General features: G+C 36.8%; 15 protein-coding genes. All 15 read right to left on the bottom strand.

Going from position 1 to position 16,372, the window contains the following annotated elements:
• Window positions 1–37 precede the first annotated feature (37 nt).
• Complete coding sequence (locus H5186_RS21660) at window positions 38–385, bottom strand: four helix bundle protein (protein WP_169020997.1); 348 nt, start codon at window positions 383–385, stop codon at window positions 38–40.
• Window positions 386–507: 122 nt separating this feature from the next.
• Window positions 508–1,683 carry a DegT/DnrJ/EryC1/StrS aminotransferase family protein gene (locus H5186_RS21665; RefSeq protein WP_182794960.1) on the bottom strand — a complete coding sequence of 392 codons (1,176 nt, stop codon included), beginning with the start codon at window positions 1,681–1,683 and terminating at the stop codon, window positions 508–510.
• A gap of 39 nt (window positions 1,684–1,722) precedes the next feature.
• Entirely contained in the window at window positions 1,723–2,352 is a 630-nt protein-coding gene (locus tag H5186_RS21670; protein ID WP_220493424.1) for an acetyltransferase, read from the bottom strand.
• Window positions 2,345–2,941, bottom strand: coding sequence for a sugar transferase (locus H5186_RS21675; RefSeq protein ID WP_182794961.1), 597 nt, complete (start codon window positions 2,939–2,941; stop codon window positions 2,345–2,347). Before H5186_RS21675 ends, H5186_RS21670 begins: the two co-directional genes overlap by 8 nt.
• The gene (locus tag H5186_RS21680; protein ID WP_182794962.1) at window positions 2,938–4,155 is read right to left on the bottom strand and encodes a glycosyltransferase family 4 protein; all 1,218 of its coding nucleotides are present in this window, start codon (window positions 4,153–4,155) and stop codon (window positions 2,938–2,940) included. Before H5186_RS21680 ends, H5186_RS21675 begins: the two co-directional genes overlap by 4 nt.
• 2 nt (window positions 4,156–4,157) lie before the next feature.
• Window positions 4,158–5,972 carry an alginate lyase family protein gene (locus tag H5186_RS21685; RefSeq protein WP_182794963.1) on the bottom strand — a complete coding sequence of 605 codons (1,815 nt, stop codon included), beginning with the start codon at window positions 5,970–5,972 and terminating at the stop codon, window positions 4,158–4,160.
• Window positions 5,969–8,110 carry a bi-domain-containing oxidoreductase gene (locus H5186_RS21690; RefSeq protein WP_182794964.1) on the bottom strand — a complete coding sequence of 714 codons (2,142 nt, stop codon included), beginning with the start codon at window positions 8,108–8,110 and terminating at the stop codon, window positions 5,969–5,971. The genes H5186_RS21685 and H5186_RS21690 overlap by 4 nt, the downstream gene beginning before the upstream one ends.
• Window positions 8,111–8,120: 10 nt before the next feature.
• Window positions 8,121–9,215: a hypothetical protein gene (locus H5186_RS21695; protein ID WP_182794965.1), complete on the bottom strand. Its 1,095-nt coding sequence runs from the start codon at window positions 9,213–9,215 to the stop codon at window positions 8,121–8,123.
• Between the two features lie 23 nt (window positions 9,216–9,238).
• Entirely contained in the window at window positions 9,239–10,186 is a 948-nt protein-coding gene (locus tag H5186_RS21700) for an AAC(3) family N-acetyltransferase (RefSeq protein ID WP_182794966.1), read from the bottom strand.
• 10 nt (window positions 10,187–10,196) lie between these two features.
• Window positions 10,197–10,937 carry an acetoacetyl-CoA reductase gene (gene phbB / locus H5186_RS21705; RefSeq protein ID WP_182794967.1) on the bottom strand — a complete coding sequence of 247 codons (741 nt, stop codon included), beginning with the start codon at window positions 10,935–10,937 and terminating at the stop codon, window positions 10,197–10,199.
• Between the two features lie 11 nt (window positions 10,938–10,948).
• The gene (locus tag H5186_RS21710) at window positions 10,949–11,998 is read right to left on the bottom strand and encodes a glycosyltransferase (protein ID WP_182794968.1); all 1,050 of its coding nucleotides are present in this window, start codon (window positions 11,996–11,998) and stop codon (window positions 10,949–10,951) included.
• A gap of 9 nt (window positions 11,999–12,007) precedes the next feature.
• On the bottom strand, window positions 12,008–13,264 hold the full coding sequence (locus H5186_RS21715) for a hypothetical protein (RefSeq protein ID WP_182794969.1): 1,257 nt from the start codon (window positions 13,262–13,264) through the stop codon (window positions 12,008–12,010).
• Window positions 13,261–14,481, bottom strand: a complete 1,221-nt coding sequence (locus tag H5186_RS21720; RefSeq protein ID WP_182794970.1) for a hypothetical protein — start codon at window positions 14,479–14,481, stop codon at window positions 13,261–13,263. The genes H5186_RS21715 and H5186_RS21720 overlap by 4 nt, the downstream gene beginning before the upstream one ends.
• Window positions 14,468–14,725 carry a DapH/DapD/GlmU-related protein gene (locus H5186_RS23180; protein ID WP_310737098.1) on the bottom strand — a complete coding sequence of 86 codons (258 nt, stop codon included), beginning with the start codon at window positions 14,723–14,725 and terminating at the stop codon, window positions 14,468–14,470. The genes H5186_RS21720 and H5186_RS23180 overlap by 14 nt, the downstream gene beginning before the upstream one ends.
• A 307-nt stretch (window positions 14,726–15,032) precedes the next feature.
• Entirely contained in the window at window positions 15,033–16,310 is a 1,278-nt protein-coding gene (gene wecC, locus H5186_RS21730) for a UDP-N-acetyl-D-mannosamine dehydrogenase (RefSeq protein ID WP_182794972.1), read from the bottom strand.
• Between the last annotated feature and the right edge of the window lie 62 nt (window positions 16,311–16,372).

Here is a 16,372-nt window from a genome sequence, read left to right on the forward strand (position 1 = left end):
TATCAGCTATCAGCTATCAGCTATCAGCTATCAGCTATCAGCTATCAAATTTTATTTTTGACTTTAGGGCTGTCAACATTTTTGATAACTCAATGGTTTCATTTATCCACTGGGCGCCGATATTTTTATCTATATAACTAATGTCTATACCAATATAAATCTGTGTTCTAGCTTCCGCTAAAGAAGATCTAGATATATCTAAAAATCTAAGCCGCTCTTTATTGCTTTCACGAGTCATCCCCTCAGCTATATTACTAGGCACTGATAGGCTGGAGCGTGTTAATTGATCCCTAAAACCAAAATCTTTAAGGTATGCTGTCTTTTTATATACATCAGCACTCAATCGTGCGGCACGCTTCCATACTTCTAACTTTTCGAAATTCATTCAGTTACTCTTTTAAAGTGTTTTAAAAACTTATAGGTACAAAACATTTAAAAAGCAAATAACCTCTGTGATCTGACGGCTGACGGCTGACGGCTCGAAACTTAGCTCTTCCCTAGAACCTATTACTTGCTCGCTAACCCAAACACTTCTTTCATAACTTGGGTTGTTTTAGCTATTTCATCTTCTGTAAGGGTCGGATGGACTAAAAACATGATTGACGTTTCACCTAGTTCAACTGCATTTGGTAGGCGTGTTTCTGGGCGCCATGGGGTGTTGTCAAAAGCTTTTTCTAAATACACTTCTGAGCAGCTCCCCTGAAAACACGGTACACCACGCTCTACAATTGCATTAACTATACGGTCGCGATCCCAACCAGAGGCCAATTGTTCAGGCTTAATAAACATATAATGCTTATATTCAGCGTGTTCAATGTATTCAGGAACCTCAACTAAACGGATACAATCAAAGCCAGTTGCGGCTTGGTCAAGTTGTGCGCCATACGTTTGGCGTTTTGCAGTCCACTCTGTCATACGAGTTAGTTGAATACGGCCAAGTACGGCTTGCATTTCGGTCATGCGCCAGTTAGTACCAAAGCTTTCGTGTAACCATCTAAACCCCGGTGGGTGTTCGCGGTTATAAATTGCATCAAAGCTTTTACCGTGGTCTTTATAGCTCCACATAGTTGACCATAACTCTTTAGAATTAGTGGTTACCATGCCGCCTTCGCCGCCAGTGGTCATAATTTTATCTTGGCAAAAGCTCCACGCACCAACATGGCCAATACTGCCAACAGATTTGCCTTTATATTTAGCACCATGTGCCTGCGCGCAGTCTTCAATCACATAAAAACCATGCTCTTCACTCAGCGCCATTATTTCGTCCATCTCAGCAGGCATACCTGCTAAATGCACAACAATCACGGCTTTCGTTTTTGGTGTAAGTACCGCTTTAATACTTGCAGCTGTAATGGCTTGGCTATTTAAATCAACATCAGCAAATACAGGTGCTGCGCCAGCAGTTACAATACTTGAGGCAGACGCTAAAAAAGTTCGCGGCGTAGTAATAACTTCATCGCCAGTACCCACATTTAACGCTTTAAGCGCTATATCAAGCGCTAAAGTGCCATTACCAAGTGCGATTGCATACTCGCTACCTGCCCAAGAGGCAAATTCTTTTTCAAATTCGCGGCCTTCAGTACCCGTCCAGTAGTTAACTTTATTTGACAAAACTACGCGACTTACAGCATCAGCCTCATCAGTAGTGAAGCTAGGCCAAGGAGAAAATGGGGTATTTAACATGATGTTCCTATTAATTTCATATAGAAATGAGTGTCTAATTTATCTTGGTACTGCAGGAGAGCCAAATGCAGTAACATTATCAGGTATATTTTTTAAAACTGTACTACCAGCACCAATCAAACAATTGTTACCAATTGACACTAACTGTTTTACTTGGCTACCAATACCAACCCAGCTTTTACTACCCACAATAACACCGCCAGCTAAAGCGACATTCGGGCAAATATGGGCAAAATCATCAATAATGCAATCATGCTCAACAACAGCTCCGGTGTTGATAATACAACCAGCACCCACTTTGGCAAATGCATTAATTACAACACCCGCAAAAACTACGGTGCCCTGTGCTATTGCTGCATATTTACTTATCACTGCTGTTGGATGAATCAAAGTAATAAGATTAAAATTATTTTGTTGTAATAATTTTATTTTTTGCTGGCGAATTTCGTTATTTCCAATTGCAACAACTACATCATTACTACACGTGGGGCTTTGATTTTTTAGCGCAATTAAATCAGCGCAAGTACCATATATTGGCCAATGCTCAATGTGGGTTTTGCTAGGGTAGGCATCATCATAAAATTTAACAGTAAAGCCAAGCAGCTCGGCAATATCGGCAATAACCTTACCATGGCCGCTTGCGCCAACTATGGCTAACTGTTTAGTCATTATTAGAACCTTTAAACGGCTCAATCGTTACATGCCCGTCAGCACTTATGCCTTCACGAACAAAAACTTTTTTTACGGTGAGTAATAATATTTTGAAGTCGAGCAACAAGCTTTGGTTATCAACATACCAAACATCAAATTTAAACTTTTGATCCCAACTAATTGCATTACGACCATTTACTTGTGCCCAACCAGTAATTCCAGGTCGTACATTATGGCGACGCGCTTGCTCAGCACTATAAAGCGGTAAATATTGCACAAGCAGTGGCCTTGGCCCTACTAAGCTCATATCGCCTTTTAATACGTTAAATAAACCAGGCAATTCATCTAAACTTGTAGATCGCAAAAATGCGCCAAATTTAGTCATACGCTCATTATCTGGCAGCAAGTTCCCCTGCTTATCTTTACCATCAAGCATGGTTCTAAACTTCATCATTTTAAAAATTTTACCATTCAAACCAGGGCGATCTTGAGTAAATAAAATAGGCGAGCCCAATTTAAAACGAATAAGCACAGCAACAATAATAATTACAGGTAATAAAGTTAGTATTGCACACAGAGCAACTAAAAAATCAAATAGGCGCTTCATTTAACAGCTCCAGTAACCCAAGTTACCCACTTATCAGCTAAGTTATGGCGATTAAAATCACGCTTAGCCAAAGCTTGTGCTTTTTGTCCCATTTCAGGTAATGACTCTTTATTATCTGCAGCATCTTCTAACGCATCAGCAAATGCTTGTGCGTTGTCAGGCTCAATTGCATAACCACAATTATTATCGTTAATCATTCCCGCTAGCCAACCAGGATAATTATTCAAAACAGGTAAGCCTGCAGAAATATAATCAAAGAATTTATTTGGTGACGTGCCATAATAAAAAGCCGGAATATTGGCTAATAACTGTAAGCCAATATCAGCTCCTTTCATCAGCTCAGCTAATTTGCTTTTATTAACAGGTGGGTGGAATATTACATTATCCAACCCTTCTTTCTTAGCTCTTACTTGCAAGCTTTCTTTCAACTTACCTTGGCCAACTAAAACTAATTTAATGTCGTCTCGTCCACGTTTTTTTAATTCACTGGCAGCATCTAAAGCAGCATCTAGGCCATTGGCCTGTCCATGAGTACCGGTAAAAACAGCCATTAAATCTGTATCAGCAACACCATCAGGTCGCCAAGGAGTAACATCTTCAGCAAATATTGTTAAATCACAGCCATTTGGTACTATTTCAACTTTACTGGCTTTTACACCACGTTTTTTAATACCTTCGACAATCCCAGGTGATAAACCAATACAACGGTGAGCTGAACGGTAAGAACACCATTCTAGAGCAGACATAGCCGCTAATACGATTGGGTTTGTAATTACCCCCATTTCTTTTGGTAACTCAGGCCATAAATCACGAACTTCAAACACAAAAGGCTTACCTCTAAACCAGCGCGCAAATATACCTGGTATACCAGCTGTTAAAGGCGTTGTCGTTGCAAAAACCACATCGTATTTATGAGTTAACGCAATGCCAATACTTTTAATTGCAAACTTTAAAAAAGTACCTGCACGCTTAACCAAACTATCAGCATTTGAATAGGCTAAATCAAACTCAATAATATGAATACCATCCACTACACCTTCTCTTCGGCCTTTTATAAAGTCTGGAGTTAAGCCAGTTTCGCCTCCCCCATAACTACCGCAAACCATAGTAACGTGGTGACCATGTTTAAGTAAACGCTGCGCCATTTCATAAGAGCGTATGCCTGTAGAGCCGCTTGGCGTAGAAAAATGCTGGTGAAAATATAAAACATTCATAATTAAAACTTTACTTCCGTGGTAAGTATTCCAGGCTTATTAACTTCGATTTCGAGTACTGGAATTTCAGATTCTTGATAATAATAGCGAGATTCATAACCTGTGGTTAATTCAATACGCTTTATATTGATATCTGCTGAAAAATTAATTGTGCACAACTCACTTACAACACTATCACCAACTAACTGCCAATCAGCAGGAGCAAGCCGAAAGCGTAGTATTGCCTGGTGTTTAAAGCCATTAATAATATCTTGTATTATTAATACATTAGGCTGCAACTTTATGGTTCTAATATGCTCGCAACCAAAGCGGTCTTTATAGCCTGCAGTAACCGTTTGGTACTCATTGCTCACAGCAAGCGCTTTTTTAGTAGAGGTTTTTAACCAATCACCCAATAAAAAACGGCTTAAACGTGGCATTTGTTCATGCGAATCAAATTCAACCGTGTTATGGCTCTTTACGCCACCGTAGTAATCAATGTATTTTTGCCCAGCATTGTAGCTAAATGTGCCACCGTCGCGAAATATATTTTGGCCATTTAGCCAAAAATCGATATGTAAAGCATCACATTGGCTTGGTCTAAACTTAAACATAGGGTAGTTAAAATAAAGCACTGCATTTGTGCAAGCTAGATAAGTGTAGCCACCGTTGATAAAATCTTTTGGCGCTTTACCTGCTATTGATTGCTCAGGTATGCTTAACTCTAACCAGTTAAGTGGGATGTTAAAATCACCACTCAAATCATATGCAACTTTATTATTAAATACTACACTTGCAAGTTGAACACTTGGTCTAAAATCCCTGTAGTCAGTACCCGTTAAAGGGATTAAACGCGCACCGTCATTAGCACCAAGATTTGGTGCATCGCCTGTTTTGGGGTTAGTAAAATAAAACAGCCAATTAGTGGCAACTTTTAATTTAGCATATAAGCGTTTTGTAAAAAGAGGGAGTTCATGCTTTTGCCGCCAAACTTCTGCCAAGCTATATGTATCTAACATTACACGATGATAAGTTACAGAGTACTGGCTAAAACTCCCATCTTCTTCAATTAATTTTTGGGCTCTATTTTCTAGCCACTTTAATCCTTGCTTTTGCCATTTAATACCTTCAGCATCGCCATTTTGTGCGAGCCATGAGCCACCAATGTAAAGTGCTACTGCTTCTGATGTTCCATGATTATTGTCTTGCGCAACCGCATACATAATTGTTGGCGATATTCGCTTTAAGTGCGCTTTTATAAAGCTTAGTAATGCAGGAGTGGTATTGTGAGTTTGTTTTAGTATAAGAGCAGCTAACGCCAAGTGCATCACCCTTATTGATGCCTCTTGCCCACACTTCCAATTAACGCCGTTATAGGTAGGGTTTTTATCTATCCAGTCAATTAACCATGAGTTTAATTTGTTAAATGCTGTTGCATCACCCGTTGCTACGTGTTGCGCAAAACTAACAACCCAATCAAAACGTGATGCTTCCCATACACCTTTGATATCACCTAACTGGTTATTAAAATCACCAATTAAATACCAAGGCTTAGCAGCAGGCGCTAATTCACCATTTAAACAACTTTGGTGCCAATTAGGGAGCGCTTCATTAGCTCTCTCAATACCAAAATAAGTATGTGTATCACTCCACTGAGTATTACACTGGATATTAACAGTAGAGCCAATATAGGGAGCAAAAAAATCCCCTTGCTTAACTTCACTGGTAATACTTTTTACTTTATTCAGCCCTGTTTTTATCCCTAGCTGATAAGCAAATACTCGGATCAAGTTTGGTAAACCTAATCCGAGTGCTGTTTTGAGTTTAACTAAGCTCATTTTTGTAAACGCAACTGCTCAGCAATATCAATCGTGATTTTAGCAACTTCAAACAATTCATCAGCAGGAATAGGCGCAGCCGTACCTTGCTTAACAGAATTAATAAAAGCGGCAGAGCAAGCCGTTTGACCTTTATCTTGCTTCCATAAATTAAGCTTTTTAAATCCTTTCCAGCCAAACCCTTTTAATTTAATAAAGTTATCTAACTGTAATGTACCGCCAGCTGCAAAGACTTCTACCCGCTCTTTAGGGAAGCTAGCTGCACCATTTGCTAAATAATGTATTGTTCCAAATGATCCATCAGCAAAACCTAGTATAATCGCCGCTTTATCTTCAGTAACTTCCACAGCATCAGTATCGCCCATTCTACGAGCTTGAACACTTACGATCTCACTACCAGCTAAGTAGCGCATTAAATCTATAAAGTGGCAAGCCTCACCAATAATACGACCGCCACCTTCATTATTATCTTGTGTCCAATGATCTGCTGGGATACTGCCCGCATTCATAGTCATAATAAATGATTTAGGTTCTTTAATTGGAGATAATAACTCTTTCATTCTTTGAATTTGAGGTGAAAAGCGACGATTAAAACCAACCATTAACTTAGGTGCTTTCTCTGTTTTAACCGCTTCATCATAAGCGGCTTTTACATCAGCAAGCTCTTCGTGACTTATAGCTAATGGCTTTTCTACAAATACATTTTTACCTGCTTGTAGCGCTTGTTGAACAAAATATGCATGGCTATTATGTCGAGTAACAATAGCAATAGTATTAATGCTCGGATTCTCAATCATGTTTTGCGTATCAGTGGTTGCCTCAGCAAAACCCGCTTTTTCACCATGAATTACGCCATTAATACCACCAGACGTAGAAATACTATGAAATTGAGCACCGGCTTCTTTAAAAGCTGGGATCAGCATACGCGATGCATAATTACCTGCACCAATAAAACCAACTACAGGCTCATCTGCTTTATAATTAGGTGCTGTACTTAATTTAATTACTTTTTCATGACGGCTTGCTACTTCAGATTCAAACTGCAACAAAATACCTAACGCACTTTTGTCAGTTGTTAATAAATCATAAGCATCGCTTGAGTTTTCAAATTTGAATCTATGTGTAATTAATGGCTTAACATTAATTTGACCAGCAGACATCATATCAAGTATTGCTTCAAAATTACGCTGCTCGGTCCAACGTACAAATGCTAGCGGGTAATCATTACCTTGCTCTTCATAACTTGGATCATAACGGCCAGGGCCATAAGAGCATGAAACCTGAAAAGTTAATTCTTTTTCATAAAAGTCAGCACGGCTTAATTCAAGGCCAATTACACCCACTAAAATAATGCGCCCGCGTTTACGGCTCATTCTAGCCGCCTGAGTTACTGGGTCATTTGACTTTGTGGATGCAGTTATAATAACGCCATCTACACCAACACCACGGCTAAATGCCATACCTGCAGCAACAGGATCTTCGCCCTTGCCTGGGTTACAAATTTCAGCACCAAATTGCTTAGCTAAATCAAGCTTTGATTGGTCAAAATCAATTGCTAAAACTCTACAGCCTTGCGCCCGTAGCATTTGCACTGTTAATAAACCAATTAGGCCAACACCAGTAACAACAAAACACTCACCCATTGTTGGGTTAGCTAAACGAATACCTTGCAAACCGATGCTTGCTACAACTGTAAATGACGCTTCTTCATCAGTTACATTATCAGGTATTTTGGCAACTAGGTTTTTAGCAACACGCACTACATCTGCGTGGGGCCCATTAGATACCACTCTATCGCCAACTTTAAAATCCTCAGCCCCTTTACCTACACTTTCAATAATACCAACATTGCAGTAGCCCAATGGTAAAGGCTGTGCGAGCTTAGATTTAACAGCATCAACAGTGGTCATCAAACCATCTGTTTGCACTTTTTCAAGCACCATTTTAACTTTGTCAGGTTGAGCGCGCGCTTTATCAATCAGGTTAGCTTTACCAAAATCAACTAGCATTCTTTCCGTGCCAGCTGATATTAATGTAGTAGTAGTATTAATAACTACAGTGTTTTTTGTTGCTTGAGGCGCAGGAGCTTCAACAATGGCCGAGCCTCCTTTAGCCATATCTTGAAGTATTTGTTTCATTTCATCGCCATTAAAAGTTAAAAATTTCAGGTAAGGGTATATTAACAGTACTTAAATCTAAATTTTTTCCGCCAATTGAATACGCATAGAGTTCATTATTTCCAGGAACGCCGCTTGGGAACATTATTGCACCGAACTGAAATAGTCTGAAAGGGTATATATCTTTTTCAACACTATAAACTTGTTTAAAGTTATTATGACTTTTGTCACAGACCACTATTTCTGACATATTACTTTTTATACCTGGACCTGGTTTATTATCTAATAATCGAAGTAGCTTATTTTTAATTAATTCAGTTGGTTCTGTGGCAGTAGAAAAAACAAAATAATCTAAAGTCTCGCAGCCATAAATACATGACCCATTAAGGTTATATAATTTGATTGAAACCCATTGCTCGTTTACTTTTTTAAGTAAACGAATGCTATTAAACTCTTTCTGTGTATCGGTAGCATATAACAAACCAGCTTCAGTCGGAAATGCAACACAAGCTCGGTACTTTTGCTTCCCAGAAACAATTGGAACCACGCTTTTAAAATTATCATTAATTGCATATATCGCTGCCGAGCTTCCAAAATCCCCAGCTAACAACCAAAGTTGTTTTCTTATTTTATCAACAACCAAGGAGTGGACATGATTAATTTCTCCATCTGGGAATGAGTAAACAACACTCCAAGTTTCTGTTCTTCGATATACTTTCACTGATTTTTTAGCGCTATTCCCAATGTATTCGCCAAAATAAATACCATCCTCAAAATTTTCAACCCCTTTCACAACTGTAAAATTTAAAGGTCCACGCCCCTTTCCAAAGGTGAAATCTATAGTTAAAACTTTGGTCTTTAAATCATACTTATAAATATTCTTTCCAAATGTGAGATAATATGCATCTGAATACTCAATACCAGTCATAACTCCATATCGCAGTAACCTACAAAAAAGCTTAGATTTAGTAAGTATTCTCATACTCAACTTTGCTGGTAGAACAAGAATCAAAGTAAATGTATTCTTTTCATAAGAAAATATTTTATTACCCATAGCCACAATGAGTTGTTTGTGCTTATTATAAAATAGAGGCTTTACATTTTTTATAGAAATATCTCTAATCATTAGTAATCAACTTATGTACCAGATTAAACCCAAAAGTAAGGGTAACCTTTAGCGTTACGCTGTTCTAGGAATCGAATTAAATCTTTAGCGCTAAGAGTTTCAACTTGTATGCCATCAATAATCGTAGATTTAAGTATATTTGCTTCCAATAAATTTCTACATAATGTTCTTTCAGCAAAGTGCAAAGCTCCCCACTTAGGTGCTCTCTCCCTGATAACCTGGGTTGATTCAAAATCACCATCAGTTATACGAAAAGTTTTTTCGATATACCAATTTTTTATTGGCCACTCACTATCAAGTGTGTCTTCCGCTACATGAATTGCAGTTAAGCTATGTGTTAAATCCGTACCTAAGCCAACAATCAATGCATCATGCTCAATGCACTTTCTCCAAGATGAATTCACGCCACAGGCTAAAGGACTTTCTCCTTTGAATTCATCCTCAAATAAAGATTTAGCTAAAGGTCCTTCAGCAACCATTGTGTTTACAGGGAAACGACTCCGTAATGAACCTTTCCGTTTATGAAGCATTAATGGTAGCACGCCGGTTTTAACTCCCGACTTACTTACATCATAGTGGAAAACTTCACCCGATAGATCTGCTGTAAGATAATCTTCTAGCTTAATTTCATTTTTATACTTTACCATTGCAGGCATAGCTAAGGTTCCGCCTGAACCAATTAACTCAAAAAGATATTCGAGTACTTGATTAGGTGTTTTACCTCTTCCTTTTAAAGGAGCGAAGGCAGAATGAACTAAAATCAGTCGCCCCTCAACTACCCCATTTTCTTTTAAGAAAGTTCCAATATCATCATAAGCAATCGGTGTAGATACTTCACTTATTAATTTTTTCTTTTGTTTTTTAGCTTGACCTGATAGTCGCTTTACATTGCTCCAATATAAACGTCTAGCAATCATTTCCACATGCGGAGAAATTGCAAAAAATTTATGAATTTTACTTAAGTTAGCCATTGAAACTCCATTAACACATGTGTTGACCGCCATTGATAGCAAGGTTGCTTCCTGTAACAAAGCCGGCTTTATCACTAGCAAGATAACTTACTGCTTCAGCTACTTCTTCTGGTAAACCTAATCTACCAACTGGTATATCATTGATTATTTTGTTAAGGATTTTTTCAGGCATAGCTACTAACATTTCTGTCGCTATATATCCGGGTGAAATAGAGTTTACTGTAACTCCCTTACGAGCTCCCTCCAACGCTAAGGACTTTGTTAGACCGTAGATACCTGATTTAGATGCAGCATAGTTAGCCTGCCCAAATTGACCTTTTTGTCCATTAATGGAGGATATATTAATTATCCGCCCAAAATTACATTCACTCATAATCTCAAAAACAAGCTTTGATAAATTAAATACTGAATTTAAGTTTGTATTGATAACAGATTGCCACATCTCGACTGTCATATTCCTAATAGTCGCGTCAGAAGTAACACCAGCATTGTTAATCAAGATATCAACTGAACCAAACTCGGACTTTATCTGTTCGATCAACTTACTGCAAGAGCTATAGTCGCTGACATCAACTGGATAAATAGAGCACTCGTAACCTTCTTTACTTAATTCAGCTTGCCAAACCATTGCACGCTCTTTATTTTCCAACCTATAAGTACCAATAACCAGACAACCATCTTTGATTAGTCGTTTACAAATCGATGTACCAATACCACCGACCGCACCTGTAACTAAAGCAGTTTTTTTCATATTCCACCTATTTAATAAGACTCTTCTTCTAGCTCTTTAATTAATAAAGCATAGTCAACTTGATCTGAAGCTACAGCTTGAATCTGCAACTCATCACTAAATTGTTTATTCTCAAAATAAAAAATTAGTTCATTATAAACAGTATCAAAATCATCAACATTAACTAATACAGTACCAGGATAGCGCTCACAAACATTTGTAGCTAAAACATCAATGTTTCTATCTATTGCTTCTGCAACCACTAAGCCATAACTATCAACAGAGTTAAGTCGAAGGTACAAATCAGTGCTATCTAATATTTTCGAAAACTGTTTGTCGTCCAGATGCATAAATATCTCTGCTTTATTAAGCCTCTGAACTTTATTTTTTATCGCCAGCAACAAATTATCTGTGTCAAAACCATATAAACAAACAGTCAATTCGAAGCAATAACCTTTAGACCAGAGCTTATCTAAAACATCTAAAGTTTCTAAAATTCGATATATCGCTGTAGGAAAGCCTGTAATAAGAATCCGCGTAGGCGAGTCATGCTTTCTTTTATGCATCTGAGATTCGCTGTTAATACCCAAAGGAATGTAAGGTGATACTTTATAAAACTTCCCTTCATATATTGTTTCGAAAAATGTAGACTGTTTTTCTGACAAACAGCCTAATGCATCTAGTTTCCCAATTCCTCTTTTCACAATATATTTTTGCACAATATTTAATTCTCTAAAGTTCCTTTCTTGTTCACCGTTATGAAAAATTGCAAACCACTTACTTTTCGTCTTCTTTGGCATAAAATAAAGTAATAACATAGAACGGACTGAAGAAAAATTAAAAAAATATATTCCTTCATTTATGAAGTGGAACTTATAAAACTTAAATAAACGATTTATCATTCCACCTTTAAACTGCAACCAGCGGACACCATTGGGAACGACTTTCCCTTCCGCAGGATATAAATCTACAGTGAGTAAATTAGAAGCCTTATATTTAAAAGAAAAGTTATATGTAAACGTTGTAACTCCACCAACTTGCTTATACGCAGGAAAACGGCCAAAAAAGTATATATTTTTCATAACTAAAGATTACCTTCTCCATACTTTATTGATTAGCAGAAATAGTAGGCTCGAATAAAACAACATCACTGTCATACCATAAATAGCACCTCTAGCGTACATTACAGCGCACGCACAAAGTAAAATAATATACAAACATTTAACTCCTCCTTGTAAATTATCTAGAACAACCTTACTTATAACTGAAATGAAAGAAATCAATATTACCCAAGGCAAAAAGAACCAGCCACTATCAGCTACAACACTTCCGAATAATAATGGATGCATTGTTCCGGTATACCCAGGCATAAAAACTTCAAACATTTTAACTTCAAAATCATCTGGTTTCATACCAAATGCAATACTGCTAGGTAGCCAAGCAAGTAATGTTCTAAAAAAGTAATCAAAACTCACAAACGAACTGACTTTACCATGAGTATCAATAAAGTAATAAAATGCAAATCTTAAGCTTTGTTCTGAGCTGGTAACAAGTTCTCCAGTTAAGAACCCCCCTTTTGCAATATAATCAAGCTTAGCTTCTAGCCCCACAAGATTCCGAAGGTGAAGAAGAACTTGCATGATATAAATAAAAGGCGATGATAACATTACTAAAAATACATAATATTTATAATTATTTCTCTTAGATTGAAAAATCAAAAAGAAAAAAGCCAAGGCAAGAATCGCAAGTGGTTGGCGACTTCCACCAACAAAAGAGAATAAAAAAAGCAAATATAAAACTGTTAGAACTGATAATTTATATCGCCCTTGCACATAATAATATAAAGCCATACCCACAATGAAAAACTGAGTATATATTAACCCAGCACGTATATAGAAAGGCATCACTTCTCTAAAATCGAGAAAACCCATTGTTATAACATTAGAAAATCCAAAAGTTCTAACATAATAAAACAACGATAAAAACGATATAAAAAAAACAGTTCCAAAAACATATTTATCAACAGGCCTTTGAGACGCACCCTTCATATTCAAGTTGAATTTATTTCCTTTAAACATAAAAGATGTGACAAGGTAGTAAGCTAGCATCCATATAAACACAAACAACTGCGATTTCAAAATAACGTACTCTGTCAAATAATAGCTAACAGAGAATTGGTGTGGAGAAACATATCCTAAAAACACATCAGTTATACTAGGAACAAAATATATAATAGATAAAGATACCCACATGAGTACAAATGGGCTGTTTCGTTTTGCTTCGATCTTTATTAGAAATAAAGCAAAAAGCAAATTTATAAATCCATATAGAATGACTATCAAGGTCACTTAGTAATCTCCACATGCTTTCTATCAAGTAAAAAAACAACAAAAAACAAAACAAAATAACTAAATAAATAAGCTATAAAAAATGACTCAAACAAAACATTTAAAAATAAAGTACTAAATGAAGATATTAAAATAATTATAAGCCAAGAAAGTGATGCAAATGTGATATAGATAGCATGATTTTTACTAATTAAAAACTGAATCAAAGGTGCATTACCTGCTGCAACACACCCTGAGAGCAACGTTAAACCAAGTATTTCAACATCTCTATCTGTTAACTCAATATTATAGACGGTGCTTATTTGAGTATCCAAGAAGTAAAAACAAGCAGTAACGATGAAACCTAAAATAATATATAAGAAAGACATACAATATACTTGCCTAACACCTCCTGCTTTCGAAAAATATGAAATCACTATAGGGGCTAATGCGCCAGGTATAAAAACAATGAAAGTTAACCATTGATATCCTATAGCAAAGGTCGAATACTCTGATTCAGTACTTTCTGTGCTGGCAACAAATGAGTGGAAGAAAAAAACACCGAGCATCCAAATTATATTAGGAATAAATACACTACCACTTTCTTTTAATGTTGGTAATAATGATCTTGTAGCCTTTGAAATAGAAATCAATCTAATATCAAATATATCAAATTTTGACAAAAACCATAAAGATACAAAAAGCATGATAACATAAGAGATCAAGTACATGATTAGGAAAATTTCAAACTGAAACATCAAAGAAATTAGGACAAAAAAACTAACGATTAAAGTATTAAATACACTTATTCGAAAAGCTAAAGCTGTGTACCCTAAAGCTTGCAAAGCTGCTAGTGAAAACAATATACATATAACGCATATTGAAACAACTATTAAGTAAGGTATCAATTCAGATATTCTATCTGGCAATAGATTACATAAAGAAAATGAGATAGAGACAAGCGATATAAGTAACCACGCTAGACATGCCATAGATAAGTAATTATTAAAAACAACCTGCTTATCGCTCTCACTTAGCGTTATCGCCTTAATCAATGCTGGAACCATCCCCGTAGAAATGAATACTACAAACGCAATTAAGCCAGTAAGAAATAAACTAAACTTTATAAACCCTTCTTCACCATAAAAATTCATAACTATTATACCAATCAAAATTGGTAAAGACTTTTGAATCACGGATGAAAATACAACGTTTAATATGTTACTAACTTTTCTCATTTATCATTCTTTCATGCTCAATTATTTGCTCTTCAGTAAAACGCATTTTCATTTTTTTACACGGATTTCCTGCCGATATAGAATAAGCTTCAATATCTTTTGTAACTACAGAACCTGCACCAACTACAGCACCTCTACCTACTCTAACTCCGGGTAAAATATGAACTCCACCACCAATCCAAACATCATTGCCAATAATTACATCAGGGTCAGTATGAGTACATGATTTTTCGACAAGATTCATAGGTGTTCCAACAATATTTATAATATGATTCCCACCATAAACACTAACCCCAGGACCGAACATTACGTTATTTCCGATTATGATTTTAGAGTGAGAACTACTCAAAAATGCATTTGGCCCAATATAGCTATTATCACCTATAATGATAGTACGGTATGAAATAGTAGACGTTAGAGGATCAAAAACAACATTCCTCCCAACCTGGAAGAATGATCGTCTAGCAATAAACATACTACATTTTCGTATTACTTTATAAAGAAACACAGTGAACCTCATTTAAATATAAAAACAACTCCAGCAATCAAATTTACCAAACTCCCTTAGTATCAATTAAATAATCCGTTTTCATTTTCTGAGTTTTAAACTCTTTATGATCAACAAGCAACAGATGAATATCAGCACTTTCTTTAGCATTATCGAATGTTGATAATTGAATAGAGTTTAAAGCGCTTGGTAATTCATTAATATTAGGCTCAACGGCAATAACAGATCCAGAGTGTAACTCAGCTATTTGCTTAGTGATATTTAAAGCAGGGCTTTCGCGTAGGTCATCTATGTCTGGTTTGAACGCCAAACCATAGCAAGCTATAGTGACATCTTTAGCTGTTTTTGTTGGGTTCGCCTGTAAGAAATCAGCTATTGCTAGTTTAACTTTATTAATTACCCATTGCGGTTTAGCATCATTAACTTTACGTGCTGTATGTATTATTTGTGCTTCAATAGGCGTTTTACTTACAATAAACCATGGGTCGACTGCAATACAGTGCCCGCCAACACCTGGACCTGGTTGTAAAATATTAATACGCGGATGACGGTTAGCCAAAGATATAAGCTCCCATACATCAATATCTAACTTATCACAAATGATTGATAACTCATTAGCAAAGGCTATTTGCACATCACGGCATGAGTTTTCAGTCAACTTTGCCATTTCTGCGGTACGAGCATTGGTGATTACGCACTCACCTTGTACAAATGTTTTATAAAGCTCAACAGCCCGCGCAGAACACTTTGTAGTCATACCACCAATTACACGATCATTTTCAACCAGCTCACGCACTACATGGCCTGGTAATACTCGCTCAGGGCAATGCGCAACGTTCACATCAGCATTTTCGCCCGCTTTTTGTGGGAATGATAAATCAGGACGTGCTGCCGCCAACCACTCAGCCATTTGCTCAGTTGCGCCAACTGGTGATGTAGATTCTAGTATAACTAAGTCGCCTTTTTTAAGTACTGGAGCAATCGCTTCGCTAGCTTTTTTGATATAGCTTAAATCTGGCTCAGGTATTGTAGAATCACTTTCGTTATTAAGAGAACTCTTAAATGGTGTTGGCACTGCAATCAAAAAAGCATCAGCAGGCTCTGGTGACGTTACAGCTTTTAAGTAGCCCTCAGTCACTGCTGCATGTACGATCATGTCTAGATCCGGTTCTACTATATGTATTTCACCACGGTTTATGGTATCTACTGCATGTTGATTTACATCAACACCAATTACGTTTTTTTTACGTGATGCAAACATCGCAGCTGTTGGTAAGCCAATATAGCCTAAACCAATAACTGAAATTGTATTAAATGACATGATAATCCTTTTAAATAGGTTCTAGGTTCTAGGTTCTAGGTTCTAGGTTCTAGGTTCTAGGT

This window comes from Pseudoalteromonas sp. SG41-2, from assembly GCF_014164535.1.
Classification (GTDB): Bacteria; Pseudomonadota; Gammaproteobacteria; order Enterobacterales; family Alteromonadaceae; genus Pseudoalteromonas; species Pseudoalteromonas rhizosphaerae.

Bases quoted from the DNA above. Each gene is read 5' to 3' on its own strand.
- H5186_RS21660 (WP_169020997.1), bottom strand. From the start codon at position 385: ATGAATTTCGAAAAGTTAGAAGTATGGAAGCGTGCCGCACGATTGAGT.
- H5186_RS21665 (WP_182794960.1), bottom strand. From the start codon at position 1,683: ATGTTAAATACCCCATTTTCTCCTTGGCCTAGCTTCACTACTGATGAG.
- H5186_RS21670 (WP_220493424.1), bottom strand. From the start codon at position 2,352: ATGACTAAACAGTTAGCCATAGTTGGCGCAAGCGGCCATGGTAAGGTT.
- H5186_RS21675 (WP_182794961.1), bottom strand. From the start codon at position 2,941: ATGAAGCGCCTATTTGATTTTTTAGTTGCTCTGTGTGCAATACTAACT.
- H5186_RS21680 (WP_182794962.1), bottom strand. From the start codon at position 4,155: ATGAATGTTTTATATTTTCACCAGCATTTTTCTACGCCAAGCGGCTCT.
- H5186_RS21685 (WP_182794963.1), bottom strand. From the start codon at position 5,972: ATGAGCTTAGTTAAACTCAAAACAGCACTCGGATTAGGTTTACCAAAC.
- H5186_RS21690 (WP_182794964.1), bottom strand. From the start codon at position 8,110: ATGAAACAAATACTTCAAGATATGGCTAAAGGAGGCTCGGCCATTGTT.
- H5186_RS21695 (WP_182794965.1), bottom strand. From the start codon at position 9,215: ATGATTAGAGATATTTCTATAAAAAATGTAAAGCCTCTATTTTATAAT.
- H5186_RS21700 (WP_182794966.1), bottom strand. From the start codon at position 10,186: ATGGCTAACTTAAGTAAAATTCATAAATTTTTTGCAATTTCTCCGCAT.
- phbB (WP_182794967.1), bottom strand. From the start codon at position 10,937: ATGAAAAAAACTGCTTTAGTTACAGGTGCGGTCGGTGGTATTGGTACA.
- H5186_RS21710 (WP_182794968.1), bottom strand. From the start codon at position 11,998: ATGAAAAATATATACTTTTTTGGCCGTTTTCCTGCGTATAAGCAAGTT.
- H5186_RS21720 (WP_182794970.1), bottom strand. From the start codon at position 14,481: ATGAGAAAAGTTAGTAACATATTAAACGTTGTATTTTCATCCGTGATT.
- H5186_RS23180 (WP_310737098.1), bottom strand. From the start codon at position 14,725: ATGAATCTTGTCGAAAAATCATGTACTCATACTGACCCTGATGTAATT.
- wecC (WP_182794972.1), bottom strand. From the start codon at position 16,310: ATGTCATTTAATACAATTTCAGTTATTGGTTTAGGCTATATTGGCTTA.